The following is a 25,816-nucleotide window of genomic DNA, read 5'->3' as shown; positions in this document are numbered from 1 at the left end:
TAATCATTATAAATATTGATTTAAATGACTGATTTTACTCATGGTTTGAAGACAAGGAAAATATCATTGCGTAATTTTACACGACTTAAATTTTTCGAAAAAAGTAAATATGGAATTTAGATATCAGGATCCGTATCCGATTCAGAAAGATGATACGGTGTACAAGAAACTTACATCAGATTATGTGAAAGTGGAACAGTTAGGAAACAGAGAAATCTTAACCATTGATCCGAAAGGACTAGAACTTCTTGCAGAAGAAGCAATGGCAGATGTATCGTTCATGCTTCGTTCTTCACACCTTGAAAGTCTTAGAAGAATCATTGACGATCCTGAAGCTACAGATAATGACAGATTCGTTGCCTACAACCTGTTACAGAATGCAGCAGTAGCCGTTGAAGGTGCTCTTCCTTCATGTCAGGATACCGGAACAGCCATTGTGATGGGGAAAAAAGGAGAAGATGTTTACACCGGAGTTGAAGACGGTGAATATTTAAGCAAAGGGATCTTTAATACCTATCAGAAAAGAAACCTGAGATATTCCCAGGTCGTTCCTTTAACAATGTTTGACGAGAAAAACTCAGGCTCAAACCTTCCGGCACAGATCGACATCTATGCTAAGAAAGGAAACTATTACGAATTCTTATTTTTAACGAAAGGAGGAGGTTCAGCCAACAAAACCTTCTTATACCAAAAGACAAAATCCCTTCTGAACGAAAAATCTCTTGAAGAATTCGTTAAAGAAAGAATTTCAGATCTTGGAACAGCGGCATGCCCGCCCTATCATCTTGCGCTGGTTATCGGAGGAACTTCAGCAGAAGCGAACCTTGCGGCCGTAAAAAAAGCATCAGCCAAATACTATGATAATCTTCCTACCGAAGGAAATGAAGCAGGACAAGCGTTCAGAGACTTGGAATGGGAAGCAAAAGTTCAGAAAATCTGCCAGGAAAGTGCTATCGGAGCTCAGTTTGGAGGAAAATATCTTACCCATGACGTAAGAGTAATCAGACTTCCGCGCCACGCAGCTTCATGTCCTGTTGGAATGGGAGTTTCCTGTTCTGCAGACCGTAACATCAAAGGAAAGATCACCAAAGACGGGATCTTCCTGGAGCAGTTAGAAACAGAGCCGAAAAGATTCCTGCCTGACACTCCGCCGCATTTAGAAGAAGCGGTTGAAATAAACCTGAATAAGCCGATGCCTGAAATTCTGGCCGAGCTTTCAAAATATCCGATCAAAACAAGATTAAAATTAAACGGAACCCTGATCGTTGCCAGAGATATTGCCCACGCAAAAATCAAAGAAATCATCGACAGCGGAAAACCAATGCCTGAATACTTCAAAAACCATCCGATCTATTATGCCGGACCGGCTAAAACTCCGGAGGGAATGGCTTCTGGAAGTTTCGGACCTACTACCGCCGGAAGAATGGATGTTTATGTGGATGAATTCCAAAGCCACGGAGGAAGTATGATCATGCTGGCCAAAGGAAACAGAAGTAAAGATGTAACCAACGCGTGTGGTAAATACGGCGGTTTCTATCTGGGATCTATCGGAGGCCCGGCTGCAATTCTTGCCAAAGACAATATTGTATCCGTAGATGTGGTAGATTTCCCGGAATTAGGAATGGAAGCAGTAAGAAAGATCGAGGTAAAAGACTTCCCTGCATTCATCATTACAGATGATAAAGGCAATGATTTCTTTGCAGATCTTGCTCACTAATTAGTTTAAAATCAAAATAAATTATAAAATAGGGCTTGTATCTTTTGTGTAAAAAAATAAAAAGTCCTATTTTTGCCTAAAATCTTTAAGAGAAATGATAACGATTTTATCAGCATTTTGGCCGTTCTACCAGTTCCTTTGGACTGTATTCTTTATAATTATGTTCTTAGTAGGATTCTGGTGTATCTTCATGTTCTTCGGATTGGTTATCCCAATGTGGTTAACTGAAGGTCTGAAAGAATATTTCGGAAAAGTAAAACCTTTTGATCCTGAAGATATCAGAAGAAAAGAACTTAATGAGCAGGAAGGTGTAGAGGTAATCTTCAGCCAGCCTAAAGGGAACGGACCTTTCATCCACGATCATGGACATCATCATTAATTGATTGTCATTGCTTTTTCACCTGAATTCTGAAAAAGTAATATCAAAGCAAAACAACATATATAAACCGCTTAAGAAATTAAGCGGTTTTTTTATTGGAAGAGCGTAAATTTATTAAGGTAATACAGACTAGATGCAAAACTTTAGGATAGACAAAAAAACAGAGTTAGCAGAAAGCTGAGAATTATTTTTTCTCATTATACTTTTTCTTGAAAAAAAAGTATACAAAATTCAAGACTGGAATCATCCGCTAAAAATTGAAATTGGCTTCTAAAATTAGCGGTATAAGAATGAAAATTCTGCATTAACCCAAAAACGATAATCATCATATTTTTCTTTTTCATCTCCCGTTTCTCATATTTTCAGGAGAAACCCCAAATTTCTTTTTGAAGGCACGGGTGAAATTCTGTACATATTCATATCCGCACTCAATCGCGATTTCTTTGATCATGATGTTTTCATCAATAATCATTTTCCTTGCTTTTAGCATTCTGAGTTCCAGGATATAATGGGCAGCTGTTATATGATACTGTGCTTTAAACGTCTTCCGTATTCTGTTCTGGCTGATTCCCATCAACTTTCCCAGCTCTTCAGCACGGATGTTTTGATGATAATTTTCATCGATGAATTTCCTAACCCTGGAAGAAACAGGAGAATTGATGTGAGCCGCATCTTTTTCATTGAATTGTTCAAATACAAGCATCAGGAGCTTAATGACTTTGGCTTCAACAAATAACTTCTGCATTACTCCCTTTTTAGAATAAGAGATAATTTCTTTCAGAATCATGTGCATTTCTACCGTCATTTCCGGAGGCGTTTCCTTATGAAGAAAAATATAATGATTACGGATCATATTTTCCAGGATAGACGCATTTTCTTTGCTGGAGTCCGGTTCTATCAGGTTGAATATATATTGATAATTGATCTGGATCTGAACGAATTTTAATCCTTCCTGATGCGCTGTCCAGAGTTCAGCTGTATTTTCATGAGATGAATAATGAAGGATGTATTGGTTTTTTCTGAATATAAACTTTGCAGCACAGTCTGAGGTTTCAAGATGAATAGCAGGGCTGAGCATAAAAACAAGACTAAAGCTTCTTCTGCTTTCAGTCATATCAGATCTTAGGAACGCTTCAGAGCGGAGATCTTCATGCATGATGATTTTTATATCTCCTGAACTGAAAACTAATCCGTTGCCAGACTCTTCTCTCATATTACGGGTAGGGTACATTTTCAATAATAAAAGCTTTACACGATAACAAAAAGTTCGGAAATGATAACTCCGGATTAATCAGGTAAATTACTTTTGCGCAAAATTAAATTAAATTTAGAATAATTAAAAATAATAATGAAGATGATTCAACATTTACATTTGGTAATGCATAAAATAGGGCTGGGCTTAGTGGCTTTAATAGCTGCCGGAAGCTTTGTGTATGGACAGCAAACATCACTTACATCAAAGAACTGCAATAATACAGATCCTGGAAATACTCCGGGAGATACAGGCTGTGTGACTTTCACGTATCTGGGGCAGTCTGTTACCTATACCACCGTAAGAGGAGGTGATGGGAAAATATGGTTACAGCAAAACCTTGGAAGTTCTCAGGTGGCAACAGATAAAGCGGATGCAGCTTCATACGGCGATCTTTTCCAATGGGGAAGATGGGATGACGGGCATCAGCTGAGAAATTCAGTAATTACAGCTGCTCCGGATGAAAATTTTCCATCAGGACTGGCCGGGAATAGCTCTTATGTAGCCGGAGATCCTGCATGGTGGGCCGAATTTCAGGGGGGAGACCAATGGACAGCTTCTGATCTGGGAAATGTAACACCGGGCAGAGGAATAGATCCTTGCAAAGCCGTAGGATCCGGATGGCAGATGCCTACACAGACAGAGTGGGAAATGATTGTTGGGGCAGAAAATATCAATAACCCGGCAACAGCCTATAGTAGCCATCTGAAACTACCGGCATCGGGCTACAGAAGTTCAGGAAACGGAGGTTTTACATTTGTAGGACAGCGTGGCTATTTCTGGAGTTCAGATACTTCCACCCTCGGAGCAAAATATCTCTATGTAGGAACAATAAATGCCAATCCTTCGGCAGGGGCCCCAAGGGGACAGGGGGCAGCAGTAAGATGTATCAAATCAGGCCCCGTTTTGGGAATATCTGAAACGATCAGAACAAATACCATCGGAATTTATCCCAATCCTACAAAGAATATCCTTTATATTAAAGCAGATTCCCTGATTGACAGTGTAAATCTGTTCAATATGGCAGGCCAGAAAATAAATATACAGTTTTCAGACAATCAGATCAACATGAGTGGGCTTCCCAATGGAAATTATATGGTAGAATTGAAATTGAAGAATGGACAACGTTTTTCTAAAAAAGTGATTAAAAATTAATATCCATATCGTTTGATTGATCAATAAAAGCTTTTGTCGACCTCCATTTAAAATTCAGTTTATATTTAGAAATAAATAAAAAAATAGTTCATTACAATTACTTTTATTGGAAAGGCTTATGAATATTTTCATGGGCCTTTTTCTGGCTGATTCTTTTCCCTGGAAACTGAAATATTTTAAAATTGCTTCCATAGAAAATGGTATAACGAAAAAAAAATTATCCTATATTCGATAAAAAATAAGATATGAAAAAGTTATATTCCATTGTTTTTCTGTTTATTGTGGGAGTAGTCTTTGGACAGATTAACTATACAATCACTCCAAACCCGTTTAATGAGACGGATGCCGTTACGTTAACGGTTCCCGGGGATCAGATCGATGAGTCTGGCTGGGGAGTTTCCAACCACGAAATATATATATGGACATGGTCTTTTGATACAAACTATCAGAACAGCCAGGATTGCCCTACCAATGGCAGCTGGAATAGCTCCAACGAATCAAATAAACTGAATTACAATGCCGCATCAGATTCTTATTCTTTAACTTTTACCCCTACTGCTTTTTATGGAAGAACGGGAATCGGAAGATTTGGATTTTTATTAAAAGATAAAACAGGATCCCATCAGACGTCACCGGATATTTTCGTTAATGTCGGGGTTTTAAATATCAACCTGACAAATCCTGCACCCAACAGTCTTACTTCGGTTCCGGCGGGAAATACCATCAATATTACTGCGACAACCAATGTCAATGCAACATTTCAGTTAAAAGCCAACGGAGCAGTAGTGAATTCGGTTACAGCCCCTTCGCAGTCTTACACTTACACCTATACTGTAACTCAGGATGCCCAAATGGAACTGACAGCATCAGATGCTTCCTCAAATTCAAAAAAAGTAAATTTTACACTTCAGGTTCCGAGAAATGTGGTTTCGGAGGCCATTCCAGGCTGGATCAGACAGGGAATTAATTATCATCCGACGGATCAGACTAAAATAGGTCTTGCTCTTTATGCGCCTTATAAGAACTTCGTACACGTAATCGGAAGCTTTAATAACTGGGCGGTGAATGATTCTTATTTAATGAAACGGGATACCACAAATCCAGATCTTTATTGGATTGAAATTACCGGCCTGACGCCTCAACAGCTGTATACCTTCCAATATAGAACCAATGATCTGAAAAAAGTGGCAGAGCCTTTTTCTCCGCAGATCTTGTCTTCCTATGATGACCAGTGGATCTCCAGTGCCACTTATCCGGGGCTTCCTCAGTTTCCTGCAGGACAGGATTTTGAAGTTTCTATCTTTAAAACAGGACAGGCGCCTTATAACTGGCAGGTAACCAACTTCCAGAGGCCAGCCAAGGAAAACCTGGTGGTGTATGAATTGTTACTCAGAGATTTTACCCAGGAAAAAAACTGGCAGTCGCTGATCAGTAAGATTTCATATTTAAAAGGATTGAATATCAATGCCATTGAATTACTTCCTATTATGGAGTTTGAAGGAAATCTTTCATGGGGTTACAACACCTCCTTTCATTATGCATTAGACAAAGCATATGGAACTCCTGAAAAGTTCAAAGAGTTTGTTGATCTGTGCCATCAGAACGGAATTGCAGTGATTTTAGATATTGCTTTTAATCACGCAACAGGACGTTCTCCTTTAGCCAGACTTTGGAATATTGATCCTGATGGAGACGGTTACGGCGATATTGCAGCCAATAATCCTTATTTCAATCAGGTTCCTAAACATTCTTACAATGTATTTAATGATTTCAACCATACAAGTTCGTCAACGAAGTATTATGTTGAAAGATGTCTGCAGCAATGGTTGTCAGAATATAAAATTGACGGTTTCCGTTGGGATTTAACGAAAGGTTTTACCCAAAGCTGCTCTGAAAATGATGAAAACTGTACCAATTCCTATCAGCAGGACCGGGTAGACATTATGAAATACTATGCAGACAGACAGTGGGCTGCAGATCCGAATTCTTATATGATCTTTGAACACCTGGGCACGGATGCCGAAGAACAGCAATGGGCGAACTACAGAACCTCTGAAGGGAAAGGAGTATTACTTTGGAATAAACAGACTGACGCTTACAATCAGAATACAATGGGCTATAAAGAAAACAGCAATTATGACAGAATGAATCATACGCTTCATGGGTTTACAGATATGCATGCTGTAGGATACGGAGAAAGTCATGATGAAGAACGTCTGATGTTTAAAAATCTGACGTATGGTGCTGTTGAAGGAACTTATGATGTTAAAAACCTGAACACAGCCCTTGACAGGATGAAAACGTTCGGTGCCACATTCTTTACCATTCCCGGCCCGAAAATGATCTGGCAGTTTGGTGAACTTGGATATGAGTTCAGCATCAACAGATGTACAGACGGAAGCATCAACAGCGGTTGCAGAACAGATGAAAAACCGATTGCCTTTACGTTAGGATATGATACCAATACCAACAGAAAATCGGTGTATGATACCTGGGCTAAAATAATCGGTATCAGAAATACTCATCAGGTTTTCAAATCAAAGACATACACTATAGAGTCAAATAATCTTACGAATGATCCTAATGGACTGATTACAAGAATTTATGTTTATGATAACTCCATTAGCGGAATGAAAAATGTAGTAGTTCTGGCCAATTTTGCTACGTCAGCTCAAAATGTAGTGCCTTATTTCCCTTACACAGGGCAGTGGCAGAACCTGATGGATAATACAATTTCCAATATTGCTTCCACAACAGCCCCGATTACGCTGCAGCCGGGAGAATTCAGGATTTTCGGAAATTATTCCGGATCTCTTTCTGTGGTTGATGAGAATGCAGCCCATAAACTATCTCTTCAAATTGCAGATAACCCGGTGAAAAACGGTATGGCAAAATTCATTTATCATAAAGTGAAAAACGGGGAAATCATCATCTACGATATGAGCGGTAAAAAAATGGGCTCCTTTAAATTGAATAATGAAAACGGAACTTATGAATTGAAAACGGGCTATCCGGTCGGAACCTATCTGGTTCACCTGAAGTCGGAAACGGGAACAGCTATTCAGAAAATGATTATAAAGTAAAATAAAAAAGCAAATTTGCAGATCAGCAGATTTGCTTTTTTTAAATTTATTTGCCAGAACTCACATAATGAAACATACCAGAAAGCTTTGGTCCAAAAGAGAATTTTTTGAAGATATATTTTTAACGGAATGAATACGGACTCACACAAGATAGGCTGGAAAACAGCGGCTGCCATTGTCGTTTCCAATATGATCGGAACGGGGATATTTACTACTTTAGGGTTTCAGTTATCCGATATTACCAATACATACAGCATTTTCCTGCTATGGATTATCGGAGGAATGCTGGCATTGTTCGGAGCGTTCTGCTATGCTGAGTTGGGATCTTATTTCAAGGGAAACGGAGGAGATTATATTTATCTCAAGGAAACGTATCATCCGGTATTCGGATATCTGGTCAGCTGGATTTCTTTAATTATCGGATTCTCTTCGCCTGTTGCTCTGGCTGCACTTGCCATGTCAAAATATCTTTCGGTATTTAATGAGGCCTTCGGAAATAATTTTGCGATCATAGTCATATTTCTGATAGGGTTGAGTCTGTCATTCAGCTTGAAAACCTCAAGCCGGTTTCATAATTTTTTCACCTTCATCAAGATTGCTTTTATAATTATTCTGATAAGTTTGGGCGTTTTTCTTTCAGATTCCCCAGCCGGAAATAGTTTGAATTTTGATGACAGCTGGCAGAATGAAATCATGCTTCCTGCCTTTGCAACATCTTTGGTTTTTGTTACTTATGCCTACACCGGATGGAATTCTGCCTCGTATATCGCAGGAGAAATAAAAGATGTTCACAGGAATCTTCCTAAGTCTCTGATCCTGGGAACCCTGTTTGTAACGGTAAGCTACCTTCTTGTTAACTTTATTATGCTGAAACATGCCCCAATAAGCCAATTGGCAGGAAAGGAAGATGTGATGGGGGAAGCCGCCCGAAATATGCTTGGAGACCGCTTTGGGAAAATGGTCAATATTTTTATTGCCCTTCAGCTGATTGCTACAATCAGCGGTTATTTGTGGGTAGGTTCCAGACTGACACAGGCTTTTGCTAAAGAAAATTATTTATGGAAGTTACTTGCCGTCAGCAATAAAAAAGGAATTCCGGTACGGGCAATTTTTACTCATGCAGGGATTGCAGCTGTGATTATTCTCACAGGCAGTTTCAAAGAAATATTTGTTTATACCGCTTTTATTCTTCAGTTATTTGCAAGCCTGTCCATCTCTACTGTTTTTTTCCTTAAAAAAGAACAGCGGAAAATTTTCAAATCTAATCTTTTTTACATTTTTCCAACAGTTTTTCTCCTGTTCAGCCTCTATATCCTTTATTTTACATTGGTTCATAATCCCAGAGAAAGCCTCATAGGGTTGGGAATTATAGCGTTTGGGATTGTTTTGTATTTGCTGGACCGAAGACTTTCTAAATCAGAAAACTAAAGGGTTTTTAATTTGAATTAATAATTCTTATCTTTGCACTCTCAAAAATCCTACAATGTCTAAATCATTAATTCCAAAATTAGAAGCTATAAAACAAAGATATAATGAGGTTGCGGACCTTATTATACAGCCTGATATTATTTCTGACCAGAAAAAATATTCTTCTTTGAACAAAGAATACAGTGATTTAGGAAAAATTGTAAAAGTATACGACCAGTATAAAGGTGCTTTGGATGCAATAGAGGAATCTGAAGAGATTATTGCTGACGGATCAGACAGAGATCTTGTAGACCTTGCTAAAGAAGAAAAGCTGGAAGCACAGGCAAAAATTCCGGGACTGGAAGAAGAATTAAAAGTTCTGTTGATCCCGAAAGATCCTGCTGATGACAAAAACGTGATCGTAGAATTGCGTGCCGGAACCGGTGGTGATGAAGCGGCTATCTTCGTAGAAGATATCTACAGAATGTACACCATGTACTTTAAAGCAAAAGGATGGAAACATGAAGTAACAGATTCCAATGAAGCTGCAAAAGGCTACAAAGAACTGATCATGAAAGTAGAAGGAGAGGGCGTGTACGGAATCATGAAGTTTGAATCAGGGGTTCACCGTGTACAGCGTGTTCCTGAAACAGAATCTCAGGGAAGAGTACATACCTCGGCGATTACCATTGCAGTACTTCCGGAAGCAGAAGAAGTGGATGTAGAAATTAACCCTGCAGATATTGAAATGCAGACTTCCCGTTCAGGAGGTGCAGGAGGACAGAACGTAAACAAGGTTGAAACCAAAGTACAGCTGACGCACAAACCTTCAGGGCTTGTAGTAGTTTGTCAGCAGGCACGTTCCCAGCTGGCTAACCGTGAATTGGCTATGGAAATGCTTCGTGCAAAACTATATGATATCAAACTTCAGGAAGTTCAGGGAGATATTGCGGCACAGAGAAAAACCATGGTATCTACAGGAGACCGTTCTGCAAAGATCAAAACGTATAACTATCCGCAGGGAAGGGTAACGGATCACAGAATCAACAAGTCTATGTATAATCTGGATGCCTATATGAACGGCGATATTTCTGAAATGATTGATGCTGTGATCATGGCGGAAAATGCAGAGAAGATGAAAGGAGAGGAAGAAAATTTATAAACAACAATATAGAAAGCTCTTGTTCATCAGGAGCTTTTTTTTGCATAAAACTTTAATCACTTAAATGAATATGAAGAATTTAAAAATTGTTTTGCTATTTGTTCTGGCCATGATCGGGCAGAATCTGATGGCACAGGCTGAGGTAAAGAAACCGGCAGAAGTCTTTGAAATGTATTTCGGGACTTTCGTTAAAAATGATCCTGCTGTACTCAGTAAATTAAATGAATATCTGAAACCAACCGTGGAAGGACAGGATGCTTATCAGGTAGATTTTAAAACAGTATCTGCTGAAACACTGAAAACAAGTACAAACGGTTTTTTATCCGCGTTTTCAAAATCAGCAGGAGATTCCAGCAGAAAAGAAGCGGAAGATTATTTTACAGCTATGATGGATAATTTCAAAAATGGTAAAGTTACCGTTAAAGAAGTGAAAATTGTTCAGAATGAGTACGTGGAAGATCAGAAAATAGCTGAGATTACTTATTCAGTTAGCTTTAAAGTCCCTTCTAAAATGCCTGAGGGTCCGTCCGGAGATCCAAAGAAAATTAAAGCGGAAGAACTGAAGAAGTATTTAGCAGAAAGTGTTCAGAAGTTTAAAAATGCAGATAAAGAAGTAACAACGGAACTTCAGTTCAGCTTATATCAGCTTACAGAAGGTGGGAAAATTTATTATTGGAACGGAGGCCCTGATGAAATTGTAACTTCCCTTACTGATTTTTATTTCGAGAGCTTCGGTTCTTAACCATGATAAAAATATTGATTAAAAGTCCTGATTTTTGGGGCTTTTTTTATTTCATATACTTTACGTATTTTTGAGAAAATCGTTCGACATGAATTTTAAACCTATCTTATTAACTGCTGGAGTTCTGTTTTCAGCATCTTTTTATTCTCAAAAAATGAATTATCCTAAAGCATTAAAAGGAAGCCAGACAGATACCTATTTTGGCAATGCCGTTTCTGATCCGTTCAGAGACCTGGAAAATGATTCGGATGCTACCAAAAAATGGGTGGATGAAGAAGTTGCCTATAGTGAGAGCTATCTTTCAAAGATTCCTTTCAGAAATAAGATCAAAGACCAGTTGAGAGACATCTGGAACTACGAAAAGATTTCAGCGCCTTTCAAAGAAGGTGATTATACCTATTATTATAAAAATGATGGCCTTCAGGCCCAGTCTATCCTGTATAGAACAAATAATAAGACCAAAACAACAGAAGTATTTTTAGATCCTAATAAATTCTCTGATAAAGGAACGACATCACTTTCACAGCCGTCATTCAACAAAAAAGGAAACCTTGCTGCCTATTCTATTTCTGAAGGCGGAAGTGACTGGAATAAGATCATCATCATTGATGCCGTTTCCAAAAAACAGATTGATGAAACCCTGGTAGACGTAAAATTCAGCGGAATTTCATGGCAGGGCGATGAAGGCTTCTATTATTCTAGCTATGACAAGCCGAAAGAAGGAACTGTGCTTTCCGGAATGACTGATAAACATAAAGTATTCTTTCACAAACTGGGAACAAAACAGTCTGAGGACAAGTTGATATTCGGTGGCGATAAAACTCCAAGAAGATACCTGGGAGCAGGAGTTTCTGAAGACCAGAGATACCTGATTATTTCAGCGGCTAATGCAACAAACGGAAACGAACTTTATATTAAAGACCTTAAAAAAGGCGGTGATTTCGTACAGATCGTAAAAGGATTTGACATTAATGCCAATATTGTAGATACACAAGGCGATGATCTTTTCATTTTCACTGATAAAGATGCTCCAAACATGAGATTGGTAAAAACAAGCATCAAAAATCCAGCGCCTGAAACATGGAAAGATGTCATTGCGCAGACAGAAAATGTATTAGGAATCTCTTCTGGTGGAGGATATTTCTTTGCAACCTACATGATTGATGCTATTGATCAGGTAAAACAATTCGACAAAACCGGAAAACTGGTAAGAGAAATTACCCTTCCGGGGAAAGGAAATGTTGGAGGTTTCGGAGGTAAAGAAACGGAAAAAGAACTTTATTTCTCTTTCAGCAATTATATTACACCGGGAACAACCTATAAATTCAATGCTGATACAGGAAAATCAGAAATATATCAAAAGCCTAAAGTGAAGTTTAATCCCGATAATTACGTTTCAGAACAGGTTTTCTATACTTCAAAGGACGGAACAAAAGTTCCGATGATGATCAACTATAAAAAAGGAACCAAGCTTGATGGTAAAAACCCAACCATTCTTTATTCTTATGGTGGATTCAACATTAGTTTACAACCTGCCTTCTCCGTAGTGAATGCTATCTGGATGGAAAACGGAGGTATTTATGCCGTTCCAAACATCCGTGGTGGTGGTGAATACGGTAAAAAATGGCATGATGCAGGAACAAAAATGCAGAAGAAAAATGTTTTTGAAGACTTTATTGCTGCAGGGGAATATCTTCAGAGCAAAGGCTATACTTCAAAAGAATATATGGCACTTTCCGGAAGATCAAATGGAGGACTTTTGGTAGGGGCAACCATGACCATGCGTCCAGATCTGGCAAAAGTAGCTTTCCCAGGGGTAGGTGTTCTGGATATGCTGAGATACAATAAATTCACAGCAGGAGCAGGCTGGTCATATGATTACGGAACTGCAGAAGACAATAAGGAAATGTTTGAATATCTTAAATCTTATTCTCCGGTGCACAATGTGAAAAAAGGAACCTGCTATCCATCAACAATGATTATTACCAGTGATCATGATGATAGAGTAGTTCCGGCTCACTCTTTCAAATTCGGTGCTGAACTTCAGGAAAAACAGGGATGTAAAAATCCTATTTTGTTAAGAATTGAGAAAAATGCCGGCCATGGAGCAGGTAGATCAACTGAACAGGTAATTGGTGAAAATGCGGATCTTATTTCTTTTGCTTTATTTGAGATGGGAATTAAAAAATAGAGTTAAATAGTATAAAAATAATTAAAGTGGATGATTTTATTGAAATTATCCACTTTTTTTGATTCTATATTAAGGGTATTCGCTAATTTTGTTCTGGATATTTAAAAATTATTAATTCTATTCAGTTAGAAAAGTTATGAAAAAAAGAATTCTACTAGTTTGTGCATTAGCTGCGGGTGTCGCCAGCTTTAATGCGCAGAGATGGTCGCCCGCCTCGCAAAAGACCTCTGAGATCAGAAAGGAGGTAGATGTTAAATACTCGTACAGAGTAGATTTACAGTCTCTTAGAAATATTCTGAAAGATGCTGTAGAGACAGGAAAAGGAGCTGCTCCGGTTATTATTTCTTTACCCACAGCAGAAGGAAAGATGGAGAAATTTGCCGTATATAGTGATCCGGTTATGGAGAAATCTATGGCAGACAGATACCAGCTAGGTTCATATGTAGGAGTAGGAGTAGATGATCCATCTAAATACTTACGATTCACTACAGCACCTACAGAAATGCAGTCTATGATTATCAAAGATGGGGTTTTTCAGTTCATTGAACCAATATCAAAAGATAAGCAGACATACGGTGTTTTTTATAAGACAAAAAAAACAGCAGGAGAACACGGATTTGAATGTTCTACCGGTGAAAAGAATATACTAGATATAAATGCATTAGAACAACACGGAAAAAAAAATCTTTCTAATGTAGGTATTACTAACAGGCCTTCAAGCACAAAATATAGAACGTATAGACTGGCGATCTCAGTTACCAGTGAATATACGGCTCATTTTGGAGGAGTTCCGCAAGCTATTACTCAGATCAATAACACAATGGGACGTGTGAATGGGGTTTTTGAAAAAGATTTTGGTATTAAGCTGCTTGTTCTTGATATTCCCGGGCTTATTTTTAATGATGTAGCCAATGATCCATATTCAGATGCTGATGAAATGGGTAACTGGAATATAGAACTTCAGAATACTTTAACACAACAAGTAACCAATGCTGGCTATGACATCGGACATTTGTTTGGTGCCACAGGAGGTGGAGGTAATGCCGGATGTATCGGATGTGTGTGTGTAAGCCCTACTTCCGCTGTTCCTACAGGAAAAGGATCAGCTTACACTTCTCCGGCAGATGGCCCGCCAAGCGGAGATAATTTTGATATAGATTATGTTGCTCATGAAATGGGGCATCAGTTGGGAGGAAACCATACCTACTCAAACAGTACTGAAAGCTCAGGGGCCAATGTTGAACCAGGAGGAGGAACGACAATTATGGGATATGCAGGAATTACACAGGATAATCTTCAGCCTCATTCAGATGCCTATTTCCATTACAAGTCCATTGATCAGATCATGACCAACTTGGAAGGTAAAACGACATGTGGTACCGTTGAAAATATTCAGGGAAATACTCCACCTGCACTGGCTGCTCTTACACCATATAGCATCCCTAAAGGAACGGCTTACTTTGTGGAGGCTTCAGCAGTTGATACAGACCCGTTAAACTATACCTGGGAGCAAAATGACAGTGTAGGAGATACCAACTCTATATCAGGAGACAGTGGTTGGGGATATAACTCAATAGGAGCTATATCAAGATCTGTTCCGGGTACAGCAAGTGGAAGAAGATACTTCCCTAGACTTTCAAGCGTAATGGACGGAGTATTGACGGATAAGGTAAATTGGGAAACCGTTTCCTATATTCCTAGAACTCTTAAATATGCTGTAACAGTAAGAGATGGAAATATTAAACCAATGCATTCTTCTGCCGAAGTTACCATTACAGTAGGTAACGACGGACCATTTAAATTCAATGGCCTTACTTCTGCTTCTGTTTTATATAATAATGTTTCCAATACAATCTATTGGGATGTAGCCAACACAAATGCTGCTCCTTATAATGTAGCTAATGTAAAGATAGATTATACAACCGATAATGGGAATACATGGACAGATCTAGTAGCTTCTACTCCAAATACGGGAAGCTATGCAGTACAGATGCCAAGTACTATAAACGGAGCTGTTAAATTAAGAATATCTGCCATAAACAATATATTCTATGCTGTATCTCCAGCAGTCACTATTGGTACTGCACCTACTTCTACTACAAATGCACCTACAGGAGTTTCTACAATAGATACAGAAATTTTCAAAACAACAGCCAGAGTTTCCTGGAATAATGTACCGGGAGCAACGTATTCTATTAACTATAGAAAAGTAGGTACTACTGCTTGGTCTAATGCAACAAGTCCGACAAATTCTGTAGTATTAAATACTCTTGAAGATGAAACAAATTATGAGACGCAGGTAGCTGCTATTGTAAACAGTGTGACAGGAACATTCTCTCCAAACCATGCCTTTAAAACAAAAGGATATAAAACAGGAGTAGATTACTGTCTGATTACAACCGGAGGTAACAATGCACTTAGCCCATATTACAGTGCTCTGTTACAGTTAAATCTATCTAATCTGGAGCATTTAGAAGGGAATGACCCTGTTAGTATTGCAAGAACTTATGTAGATTATACAGAAAACCCAAGTAAGGTTATTAACCTAATAAAAGGAACACAGTATACTTTAGCCTATGCAAATTATGCTAATAGAGGACCTCAGTATAATGACAGATTCCAGGTGTGGATTGACTTTAACAGGAACGGAGTTTTTGAATCTTCAGAGATGATTGCTTCAAGAAGTGCTCTTCCTAACAACAACGGATACCATATAGGATCATTTGCATTTACTGTACCGGCAGATGCTTACTCAGGAAATAAACTTCTAAGAATGAGAGTAGCCAGCAGTTTCTTCAATGCGGTTCCTAACGCATGTGGAAGCCCTTCTGTTCCATCAGGACCTGGAGTGCTTTCCAGAGGATCATTCAGAGACTTCCCGGTTAAGATCACCAGCGGATTAGCTGTAGATGAGACTAACAATCCAAAAGCATCAGAAATCTCTATTTATCCTAACCCTGCAGATACTTTCGTAGAAGTTAAAAACTTGAAAGGAAAAGCAGATTATAAGATCTATAGTGCAGACGGAAGATTAGTTCAGGAAGGAGCTATAGATGGTCAGAGAATCAATGTAGCATCACTCATCAAAGGAATGTATGTCATCACAATCAAAGACGATAAAAATACATACAACACGAAACTGATCAAAAAATAATCAGATCGTATATCAATACTCAGACCGGGCATTTAGTCCGGTCTTTTTTATGTTAAAAATCAGAAAAACAGAGCGTTAACATAAGTTTCATGTTTCATCCAAAAAAATTAACTTTACAGAGACAAAAATTATTGGAATGCGAAAGACAATTTCTGTGAAAAAACCTGACTTTAATGTAGCTCCTCAGGAAAGAGAAATCTACAGTTTTGAAAAAGACGGGCTGGAATTAAAATCATCCTATACCCAGGAAGATGTTAAAAATAAAACATTAACGCAGACCTCTCCGGGAATTGCACCTTACCTTAGAGGGCCGTATTCCACCATGTATGTACAGAAACCCTGGACCATCAGACAATATGCGGGATTCTCTACTGCCGAAGAATCCAACGCATTTTACCGAAGAAACCTTGCCGCAGGGCAAAAAGGTCTTTCCGTAGCTTTTGACCTTGCCACCCACAGAGGATATGATTCTGACCATTCAAGAGTGGTTGGAGACGTAGGAAAAGCAGGGGTAGCCATCGATTCTGTAGAAGATATGAAGATTCTGTTCAACGAAATTCCGCTGGATCAGATTTCTGTATCTATGACGATGAACGGAGCCGTACTTCCTATTTTGTCATTTTATATCGTAGCGGCAGAAGAACAGGGCGTGAAGCAGGAGCTGCTTTCAGGAACCATCCAGAACGATATCCTGAAAGAATTCATGGTAAGAAATACCTATATCTATCCGCCTGCACCTTCCATGAAAATTATTGCAGATATTTTCGAATATACTTCACAGAACATTCCGAAATTCAACTCTATTTCCATTTCAGGATACCACATGCAGGAAGCGGGAGCTACTCCGGTGCTGGAAATGGCGTACACCCTTGCAGATGGTCTTGAATATGTAAGAACCGGAATCAAGGCAGGAATGAATGTAGACGATTTCGCACCAAGACTCTCATTCTTTTGGGCTATTGGGATGAATCACTTTATGGAAATTGCAAAGATGCGTGCGGCAAGATATATCTGGGCCACCCTTTTAAAGCAGTTCAATCCGCAGAACCCGAAGTCACTGGCATTAAGAACCCATTCTCAGACTTCAGGATGGTCACTTACAGAACAGGAACCCTTTAACAATATCACGAGAACAGCTATTGAAGCGTTATCTTCTGCCTTGGGAGGAACACAATCTCTGCATACGAATGCTCTGGATGAGGCTATTGCCCTTCCGACAGATTATTCTGCAAAGATCGCCAGAAATACCCAGATCATTCTTCAGCAGGAAAGCGGAATCTGTGATGTGGTAGACCCTATGGGCGGAAGCGGGTTGGTAGAAAACCTTACCCAGCAGATGATTGAAGAAGCCATGAAATACATTGATGAGGTAGAGCAGGAGGGCGGAATGACCAAAGCCATCGAAGCCGGAATTCCAAAAATGAGAATTGAAGAAGCTGCGGCCAGAAAACAGGCAAAAATAGACAGTGGTGAAGAATTCATCATCGGAGTAAACTCATTCAGAACAGCCCTAAAACAGGATGATATTGAAATTTTGGACATTGATAATACTGAAGTAAGAAGGAAGCAGATCGAAAGACTGGAAAAAATAAAAGCAGAAAGAAATGCTGAAGCTGTAGAACAGATCCTGAACGAAATCCGCGAAAGCGCGAAAACAGGAAAAGGAAACCTTCTGGCATTGTGTATCGAAGCGGCAAGAAGAAGAGTTAGCCTTGGCGAAATGAGTGATGCCATGGAAGAAACTTTTGGAAGATATAAAGCTAATATTAAAACAATCTCTGGAGTTTATGCCATGAATGCCGGAAAAAATGAATACTTTGAAAAAGCCCTTCATCTTACCCAAAAATTTGAAGAAGAAGAAGGACGCCGCCCAAGAATTATGGTGGCTAAAATGGGACAAGATGGTCACGACAGAGGCGCCAAAGTTGTGGCAACAGCATTTGCAGATATGGGATTTGACGTAGATGTGGCACCACTTTTCCAAACCCCAGAAGAGGTGGCAAAGCAAGCCGTAGAAAATGACATCCACATCCTGGGTGTATCTTCATTGGCTGCAGGGCACAAAACGCTGGTTCCCCAAGTAGTAGGAGAATTAAAAAAACTAGGTGCAGACGATGTCACAATCGTTGTGGGAGGTGTAATTCCACAGCAGGATTATGAATTCCTTTATGCGAACGGAGCCGACTTTATTTTCGGCCCCGGAACCAATCTTCCTAAATGTGCTGTAGAAATCTTAGAGAGATTTTTGGAAAATTAAACCGAAAAATCTTTAATTTCCGTAAAGAAATTAAAAGCATCACCTTATGGGTTTTAAAAATATAATAAAGCCTGCGAAGAAAAAGCTGATTCTCTTCGTAGGCTTATTTTTTGCAGGAATTTTATTGTTTATCTCAGGTAAAGAAGATAAAACTGTAAAAAAATCCCCGGTTCCTGCAGACACAGAACAGGTTAAAAAACATTTAACAGCACTTACCCAAACCCAGGAATTCCGGAATCATAAAAATATTGATCAGCTGAATGCTGTGGCTGATTATATCCATCAGACTTTTGAAACTTACAGTGACAGTACAGTGTTTCAGGAGTATCAGGTAGATGGAAAGGTCTATAAAAATGTAATCTGTTCTTTTGGGACAGAAAATAGCAAAAGAATCATCATAGGCGCCCATTATGACGTCTGTGGAGATCAGCAGGGAGTCACTGCACTTCTGGAACTTTCCAGAATGCTTAAAGGACAAAAGCTGGATTACCGGATAGATCTGGTTACCTATACGCTGGAAGAACCTCCTTATTTCAGAACCGAAAATATGGGAAGCTATATTCACGCAAAATACCTGAAGGATAATAAAATTGATGTTTATGGTATGGCAAGCGTGGAAATGATCGGCTATTTTAAAGATGAAAAAGGATCTCAGGATTTCCCAGTTGGTGCGCTCTCATGGATTTACGGAAATAAAGGAGATTTCATTACACTTGTTAAAAAGTTCAGCGGGGCAGGGCCATTTGTAAGAAACTTTATAGATCATTTTAAAGATTCAAACCAGATAAAAACAGAAACTTTTCCAGCTCCTGGATTTGTAAAGGGAGTAGATTTTTCTGATCATCTGAACTATTGGAAATTTGATTTTCCCGCTCTCATGATCACCGATACCTCATTTTTCAGGAACAAAAATTATCACCAGACTACAGATACCCTGGAAACGCTTGATATCAATAGAATGACAAAGGTAATTGATGCCATTTTTCTCAGCATTATTCACCTTAAGTGAAAAAAATATTTGAAAGATCAGAAAAATTTATATATTTGCACCTGAAAATCAAGTTTAACCCATTAAAAACAACGAAGCAATGTTCAAAACGAATCAGAATTCTACAGCTGGATTACCGCTTATGGCGGAAAGGCTTCGTGGTTTGGTACACTCTTAGAATAATAGTATAACGAAATATCAAAACCCGAAGTCGCCAAGATTTCGGGTTTTTTATTGCGCAATATTTCAAACTCAGAAGTTTTCCCGGAATCTTTTTTAGTGTCATTACAGGATAAAATGCCTGAACTTTTCATGTTCAGAATCATTAGTCCGTCATTGTCAAACCCGTCAACTGAAATTTTAGTTGATTAAGAATGCATGTGATGTATCAGAAATAAAGTTTTGATACTTCACCTCTGATCTCTCTATTAAATGGAAAATGATAACCTTCTGTTTCACCGCCTAAGAAGCGTAAGAAACAGAAAAAGAACAATTAAAAAAGATGTAGAAAAACAGATAAGAAAAAAATATAAACGTAGTGATGAACTCTGGGAGATAAGAAGAAATATGCCGATGATTCCTCTGGATGAACCCTACCAATTAGGATTTGTAAGATTCTTTGTGGTAAGGGATGATGTGATGAGAAGCAAAGACGGAGCATTCTTCGAAGGGATTCTGAAGAAAATAAATACCTATATGTATTCCGGAAGCCGCCAGTTTTTGAAAAAGAAAAGAAAATCAGGGCGGAGAATATATGTGGAACGGGAGCAGAAACTCAACCGTATATCTTCATATTCCTGGATCAGTCCGAAATTTGGGCTTACCCCAAGAGAAAAGCAGTATTTCCTGAAAAAAGAAGAATACTGTCCTTTCCGGAAATCAAACCAGATTTACTACGAATTCATTGAACCCTGGAGGTTTACCCTGAGAGTAAGACCTCATATGATTACCCACTACAAGCCAATAGATGCACAACTTGAAAAAGAATGTGCAGAACTGGAGTCGTATTTAGGGCAACATACAGTGAAAGGAATCATTCATAAAACCATTTATGGCAGATCCTACAGCTGGGAAATGAAGTATAAAACAGATCTTATCAAACGCAGGAAATATGTTGCCTGCACAATGTCTGCAACAGAAATTGCAGATAGCTTTCTGGACATTTAAGTCCGCTATTATTTAAAACAAAAACAATGGGAAATTTAAAACTAAAAGGAAAAGATATATTAAAACTGGGCTATCCGAACAATCAAAGTATCAACGTGGCTTTGGAGGTAATGAAAAGAAATTTTGCTACTAAAAATATTCATTATGTGAAATCTCTTTTAAAGGAAATTCTGCTCAATCCGGAGAATTATGAAAAAGACTTAACCTTCGGACAGATCGCGGAATCCCTGCTGTCTTCAAAGAAAACTGAAAAAAGAATGTTGAATACTCAGCGTGCCTCTTTTCAGATCTTTGGAAATAATATTTCTGAAGAAGCCAAAAATCAGCTGTATACGGCTTTAAAGCTGCCGGTATCGGTACAGGGAGCGCTGATGCCTGATGCGCATAGCGGTTACGGTCTTCCGATAGGAGGTGTATTGGCTGTGGAAAACGCGGTGATCCCCTATGGAGTAGGTATGGATATAGGATGCAGAATGTGTCTGAGTATTCTGGATACCCCGGTTTCATATCTTGACGGTGCCAGAGAAAAATATGAAAAAGCGCTGGCCGAACATACCAAATTTGGTATGTATGAGACCCACAAATCTCATGCAGAACATGAAATTTTCGAGAGGGATACTTTTGATCTGATCCCTATTCTGAGAAGATTAAAAGGAAAAGCCATCAAACAGATGGGATCTTCCGGCGGAGGAAATCACTTCGTAGAATTCGGTGAAGTGGAAATCACAGAAGAAGACGAACAGATTGGCCTTCCCAAAGGTAAATATCTGGGAATCCTTTCGCACAGCGGATCAAGAGGACTGGGAGCAGAAATTGCTCAATACTATTCAAGAGTAGCCGTAGAGCAGTGCCCGCTTCCGAAAGAAGCCCAGCAGTTTGCCTGGCTTGACCTGAACACCCATCTGGGACTGGAATACTGGACAGCAATGAATCTGGCCGGAGACTATGCCTCTGCCTGCCATGATGATATTCACAGAAGACTGGTAAAAGCAGTGGGAGGAAGAGTAAAAGCCCGCATCGAAAACCATCACAATTTTGCATGGAAAGAGATTCACAACGGAAAAGAAGTCATTGTTCATAGAAAAGGAGCCACTCCGGCCAGTGAAAATGAGCTGGGAATGATTCCCGGATCTATGACAGCTAAGGGATTCATCGTTCGTGGTAAAGGAAACCCGGAGGCATTGAATTCAGCTTCACATGGAGCTGGAAGAGCCCATTCAAGAGCAGAATGCAGAAGTTTATTCACGCAGAATGACATCAAAAAAGAACTGAAATTAAAGAAAGTCACTCTGATGGGCGGAAATACGGAAGAAGCTCCAATGGCCTACAAAGATATTCATGACGTGATGAATGCACAGAGTGATCTGGTAGACATCCTGGGAACATTCCAGCCGAGAATCGTGAGAATGGATAAATAAATTGGATTAATTGTTTACAGTAATCAGTTGAGAAAATTTTGCAGAAAGATAGTTTGCAGCCACAACCTTATAGGTTTCAAAAACCTATAAGGTTTATATAAGTTCTGAAAATAACAGATCAACAGAACTGTATAACCTTCAATTTTAATCTCAAAAAACAAAAAAATGGGAGCACCACATAACATAAAAAGGTATGGAGAGGTCTGGCCGGAATTCAGAATCCGTCTGGGGCTTGAAATTTTAGAAAAATTAAAAAATAAAGTTATTATATCAGGAGGCTGGGCATGGCATTTCATGTCAGAAACAGGACATCCGGAATATAAACATGCACATGACCACAAAGACATTGATGTTTTTGTAATAAAGGAAAATGTAGCAGAAGTAGTAATGATCCTTCAGCAGAACGGCTTTCAGAAAGTCTGGACCCGCTACGATCATTTGCAGAGTAAAGAAAATTTCCGGAGGTATGAAAAAACAGTAGAATTGGAAAGTGATCAATTTCACAGGATCACCATCGATTTTTTTGAAAGAAATGATCTTGAAACCATAGAAACCAATGGATTTGCGGTTGTGAAGCCTGATGTTTTACTTTCATTCTACAGAAACATTCATTCAAGTGATAAATGCTGGGCAGTAATGGCTGCAAAAGAACTATTACAAAAGGGAACGGATCCGGTTGGTCATCCCTTATTAAGCAAAATACCAAAGTAATAATGGAAAAATTAATTCAGATCACCTCAGGAAGAGGGCCTTTGGAATGCCAGTGGGTAACTGCGAAAATTCTGAAGGTCTTCCTTGAGGAGGTTAAAGACAACAAAATAGATTATGAAATCATCCACCGCGAGAGTGGGGATGAAAACCTTACCCTGAAATCGGTAACCATCCTTTTAAAGGGAAAAGACATTACCGGATTCTTGAAAAGCTGGCTGGGAAGTATATGCTGGACCGGTAAAAGTACGTTCAGAAAACTTCATAAACGAAGCAACTGGTTTATCGGAATCTTTGAGCTGGAAGGACTGGAAAAAATAAATTTCAATGAAAAAGATATACAGTTCCAGACCACGAGAAGCCAGGGAAGCGGCGGCCAGAATGTGAACAAGGTAAACACAGCGGTCCGCGCCGTTCATACACCTACCGGAGAAAGTGTATTCGCACAGGACTCACGCTCGCAGCTGGAGAATAAAAAGCTGGCTGTGTCAAGACTGAAAGAGAGAGTCGCAGGACTTTACATCCGCCAGCTGGAAAAACGGATGCAGGATACCTGGAATAACCATCTGCAGGTACAGAGAGGAAATCCGGTACGAACCTTTACCGGAACTGATTTTAAAAAGAACAAAGAGGACAAGTCTTTCAAAAAACAAAGAAATGTTCTGAAAAAAGAACTTAAAAACTACAACAATGACCTTAACTAAAAATAAATACTACTTTGAAGCGGTAGACAACTATCCTTACTACCTCGCAGACTGTCTGGAAGCATTAAACTATGCCCTGGCTTATGATCCGCAGGATGCCGACAGTCTTTGTCTGATGGGAAGAATATATTCTGAAGTGTTGAAAGATTATGAAACGGCAAAAGCTTATTTTGAAGAAGCTTTACAGAATAATATCGGCAATATCAACATCCCCAAATATTATATCAGCTGTCTCTTGAATAATGAAGACTATGATCAGGCAGAAAAATTAATAGAATTTGCTTTAAAACTTAAAGGAATTGATAAGACAGACCTTTTCAGTTCCCAATCGCTTTTGTTTGAGAAAAAAGGAGACTTTAAAAAAGCGCTACAATCTCTTAAAGAAGCAAGGAAAACCAGTCTTTCCCAAAATATGACAGATAAGCTGAAGGAGAAAGAAAAATTTATCAAAAGTAAAATGCCAAAAAGTAAAAAAAAGAAAAAATAAGTCTCCTTTTTTGTAGTTTTAATAGATGAAACACTCTAAAATCTTATTTCTGCCATAACTTAAAATGATGAAAATAACAGTCAATTTCGATATCAGACAGCTTCTGCTGAAAGAAACATTTTCCATCGCTTACGGAAACTATGACCGAAGAGAAGCTTTGCTCATAGAATTATCCTGCCTGAATTTCAAAGGATATGGAGAATGTGTAGGCATAGATTATTATCAGATTAACCTTCAGGATTTTGTTTTAAAATTAAAAGAAATTCAGCCTTTGCTGGAAAGGCAGTCAATTGTTCATCCGGAAGAATTTTTCAGAACTATTTCTGCAATGAATCTGCATCTGTTTCTGTTGTCAGCATTAGACTGTGCTTATTGGGATCTATTCGGAAAGCTTGAAAATAAAAGTTTTATTGAATTGAACAGGCTCCCGTCTGAAAACCTTGCAGAAAGCTCTATTACGATTTCAGTAGGAAATAGTGAAGATCAGATCCGGAAAATGGAAGAAAGTAGTTGGAACAAATTTAAAGTGAAATGCAAAGGATTAAATAAAGATCATATCAGAAAACTGCTGGAGCTTAACCGGAATATTGCCTTAGATTCCAATGCGAGTTTTACAGAAGAAGATTGTATCTGGCTTCAGGAAAACTCAGAAATACAGAAATTTACCTATATAGAACAGCCACGACCGGTTGATCAGTATGCCATTTTAAAAAAAGAGGGTTTTGCCAATTGGATGGCAGATGAAGACTGCCGGAATATAGATTCTCTGGAAAAATTGATCCCCTATTATAAAAGCATCAATATTAAGCTGATGAAATGCGGAGGACTTACTCCGGCTCTGGAAATGATCAGAAAAGGAAAAGAACTGGGGTATAAAATAATGATAGGATGCATGACAGAATCTACCGTTGGAATCTCTGCCGGTTGTGCTCTGGCAGGACTCACCGATTTTGCAGACCTGGACGGAGCCAGTCTGATTTCCAATGATTATGCCTCCGGAAATCATGTGGAAAACGGAACGATTATACTCTCCGGAAAACCGGGCTTAGGGATAGCACTGAAATAAAATAAGCTTTCGAAAGAAAGCTTATTTTTTATTTACAGAGATCAGATAATCATAAACCATCTGGTGCTGTTCGTCATTTAATTTGGCCTTTGGAGCCATTCTGCTTAACGTTTTTATCCAGCCCTGATCATCATGTTTGGCAGGATCAGGAAGTTTGTGACACTTGGCACATGAATTTTCAAAAATCGTTTTACCCTGAACAAGCTGTTCAGATGCCGTATACTTCGGGCCTGTTACAGCCGTGCTTTTAGGTCCGCATGATACAAGAAATGCAGAACCGGCAGCCATACTTAAAATTAATTTTTTCATATCCCTTATTTTTGTTGATGATGCTTATTTTTTCACAGAAACAATATAATCATAAACCCACTGGTGCTGCTCGTCATTCAGTTTAGCTTTCGGTGCCATAGAGTTCATGATGCCTACCCATTGTACAGATGTATGAGCCGTAGGATCTGGTAATTTATGACATTTTCCGCACGAATTTTCAAAAATTACTTTCCCTTGTGCCATCTGTTCAGCCGTAGAAACAGCAGGTCCCGCAGGAGATGCGGTAGAAGCTTTTGGTGTACAGGATGCTAATAAAATTCCGGTAAGTAATGTGCCAGCGGCTATTTTTTTCATGTTTCTTATATTTGATTAATAACAAATGTAGGAATTTCCCTTTCCCGTTGGGTAGATTTACAGTAGTTTTAATTTAGAAGAAATAAAAATTAATAACAGAAAGGATTCTTTTGTTATGCCTTTATATTATTGACTATTCAGTTTTAATTATTAAT

At 38.8% G+C, this 25,816-nt stretch carries 20 protein-coding genes; 17 read left to right on the top strand and 3 right to left on the bottom strand.

All coding sequences use genetic code 11. The features are described 5' to 3' along the window. Positions 1-109: 109 nt before the first annotated feature. Both FW768_RS14195 and FW768_RS14190 read left to right on the top strand, forming a co-directional pair. Entirely contained in the window at positions 110-1,717 is a 1,608-nt protein-coding gene (locus tag FW768_RS14195; protein WP_153396458.1) for a fumarate hydratase, read from the top strand. A 94-nt stretch (positions 1,718-1,811) separates the two neighbouring features. Next, on the top strand, positions 1,812-2,096 hold the full coding sequence (locus FW768_RS14190; protein WP_185113860.1) for a hypothetical protein: 285 nt from the start codon (positions 1,812-1,814) through the stop codon (positions 2,094-2,096). 340 nt (positions 2,097-2,436) lie between these two features. On the opposite strand, the gene FW768_RS14185 is transcribed toward FW768_RS14190, so the two are convergent. Next, the gene (locus tag FW768_RS14185) at positions 2,437-3,309 is read right to left on the bottom strand and encodes an AraC family transcriptional regulator (RefSeq protein WP_185151979.1); all 873 of its coding nucleotides are present in this window, start codon (positions 3,307-3,309) and stop codon (positions 2,437-2,439) included. Positions 3,310-3,450: 141 nt separating this feature from the next. On the opposite strand from FW768_RS14185, the gene FW768_RS14180 reads away from it, so the two are divergent. The 15 genes from FW768_RS14180 (at position 3,451) to FW768_RS14110 (ending at position 25,037) form a co-directional block, all read left to right on the top strand. After that, positions 3,451-4,503, top strand: a complete 1,053-nt coding sequence (locus FW768_RS14180; RefSeq protein WP_185151978.1) for a T9SS type A sorting domain-containing protein — start codon at positions 3,451-3,453, stop codon at positions 4,501-4,503. A 245-nt stretch (positions 4,504-4,748) separates the two neighbouring features. Further along, a complete protein-coding gene (locus tag FW768_RS14175) occupies positions 4,749-7,586 on the top strand; it encodes an alpha-amylase family glycosyl hydrolase (protein WP_153396452.1) in 2,838 nt (945 codons plus the stop codon). Between the two features lie 129 nt (positions 7,587-7,715). Continuing rightward, positions 7,716-9,014 carry an APC family permease gene (locus FW768_RS14170; protein WP_153396450.1) on the top strand — a complete coding sequence of 433 codons (1,299 nt, stop codon included), beginning with the start codon at positions 7,716-7,718 and terminating at the stop codon, positions 9,012-9,014. A 55-nt stretch (positions 9,015-9,069) separates the two neighbouring features. Continuing rightward, on the top strand, positions 9,070-10,155 hold the full coding sequence (gene prfA / locus FW768_RS14165) for a peptide chain release factor 1 (protein WP_153396448.1): 1,086 nt from the start codon (positions 9,070-9,072) through the stop codon (positions 10,153-10,155). Positions 10,156-10,225: 70 nt separating this feature from the next. Next, complete coding sequence (locus tag FW768_RS14160) at positions 10,226-10,897, top strand: hypothetical protein (RefSeq protein WP_153396446.1); 672 nt, start codon at positions 10,226-10,228, stop codon at positions 10,895-10,897. A gap of 88 nt (positions 10,898-10,985) precedes the next feature. Continuing rightward, a complete protein-coding gene (locus FW768_RS14155) occupies positions 10,986-13,088 on the top strand; it encodes a prolyl oligopeptidase family serine peptidase (protein ID WP_153396444.1) in 2,103 nt (700 codons plus the stop codon). Between the two features lie 136 nt (positions 13,089-13,224). Then, positions 13,225-16,242: a reprolysin-like metallopeptidase gene (locus FW768_RS14150; RefSeq protein WP_153396442.1), complete on the top strand. Its 3,018-nt coding sequence runs from the start codon at positions 13,225-13,227 to the stop codon at positions 16,240-16,242. 136 nt (positions 16,243-16,378) lie between these two features. Then, a complete protein-coding gene (gene scpA / locus FW768_RS14145) occupies positions 16,379-18,499 on the top strand; it encodes a methylmalonyl-CoA mutase (RefSeq protein ID WP_153396440.1) in 2,121 nt (706 codons plus the stop codon). Between the two features lie 46 nt (positions 18,500-18,545). After that, entirely contained in the window at positions 18,546-19,508 is a 963-nt protein-coding gene (locus tag FW768_RS14140; protein ID WP_153396438.1) for a M28 family peptidase, read from the top strand. Positions 19,509-19,919: 411 nt separating this feature from the next. Next, positions 19,920-20,654 carry a hypothetical protein gene (locus tag FW768_RS14135; RefSeq protein WP_153396436.1) on the top strand — a complete coding sequence of 245 codons (735 nt, stop codon included), beginning with the start codon at positions 19,920-19,922 and terminating at the stop codon, positions 20,652-20,654. Positions 20,655-20,680: 26 nt separating this feature from the next. Then, the gene (locus FW768_RS14130; RefSeq protein WP_153396434.1) at positions 20,681-22,072 is read left to right on the top strand and encodes an RtcB family protein; all 1,392 of its coding nucleotides are present in this window, start codon (positions 20,681-20,683) and stop codon (positions 22,070-22,072) included. A gap of 165 nt (positions 22,073-22,237) precedes the next feature. Continuing rightward, the gene (locus FW768_RS14125; RefSeq protein ID WP_153396432.1) at positions 22,238-22,783 is read left to right on the top strand and encodes a hypothetical protein; all 546 of its coding nucleotides are present in this window, start codon (positions 22,238-22,240) and stop codon (positions 22,781-22,783) included. Between the two features lie 2 nt (positions 22,784-22,785). Next, positions 22,786-23,484 (top strand): peptide chain release factor H, encoded by a 699-nt coding sequence (gene prfH, locus FW768_RS14120; protein ID WP_153396430.1) that lies wholly within the window; start codon positions 22,786-22,788, stop codon positions 23,482-23,484. Further along, on the top strand, positions 23,471-23,971 hold the full coding sequence (locus tag FW768_RS14115) for a tetratricopeptide repeat protein (protein WP_153396428.1): 501 nt from the start codon (positions 23,471-23,473) through the stop codon (positions 23,969-23,971). The genes prfH and FW768_RS14115 overlap by 14 nt, the downstream gene beginning before the upstream one ends. A 64-nt stretch (positions 23,972-24,035) precedes the next feature. Then, entirely contained in the window at positions 24,036-25,037 is a 1,002-nt protein-coding gene (locus tag FW768_RS14110) for an enolase C-terminal domain-like protein (RefSeq protein WP_231128692.1), read from the top strand. 21 nt (positions 25,038-25,058) lie between these two features. Here FW768_RS14110 and FW768_RS14105 read toward each other — a convergent pair whose 3' ends face one another. Both FW768_RS14105 and FW768_RS14100 read right to left on the bottom strand, forming a co-directional pair. Beyond that, positions 25,059-25,346 carry a cytochrome C gene (locus FW768_RS14105; RefSeq protein WP_153396426.1) on the bottom strand — a complete coding sequence of 96 codons (288 nt, stop codon included), beginning with the start codon at positions 25,344-25,346 and terminating at the stop codon, positions 25,059-25,061. Positions 25,347-25,370: 24 nt separating this feature from the next. Further along, positions 25,371-25,661: a c-type cytochrome gene (locus tag FW768_RS14100; protein WP_153396424.1), complete on the bottom strand. Its 291-nt coding sequence runs from the start codon at positions 25,659-25,661 to the stop codon at positions 25,371-25,373. Between the last annotated feature and the right edge of the window lie 155 nt (positions 25,662-25,816).

This window comes from Chryseobacterium vaccae (assembly GCF_009602705.1).
Lineage (GTDB): Bacteria > Bacteroidota > Bacteroidia > Flavobacteriales > Weeksellaceae > Chryseobacterium > Chryseobacterium vaccae.
The sequence above is the reverse complement of the archived record's forward strand: the minus strand, read 5'-3'. Positions and strand labels throughout refer to the sequence as shown.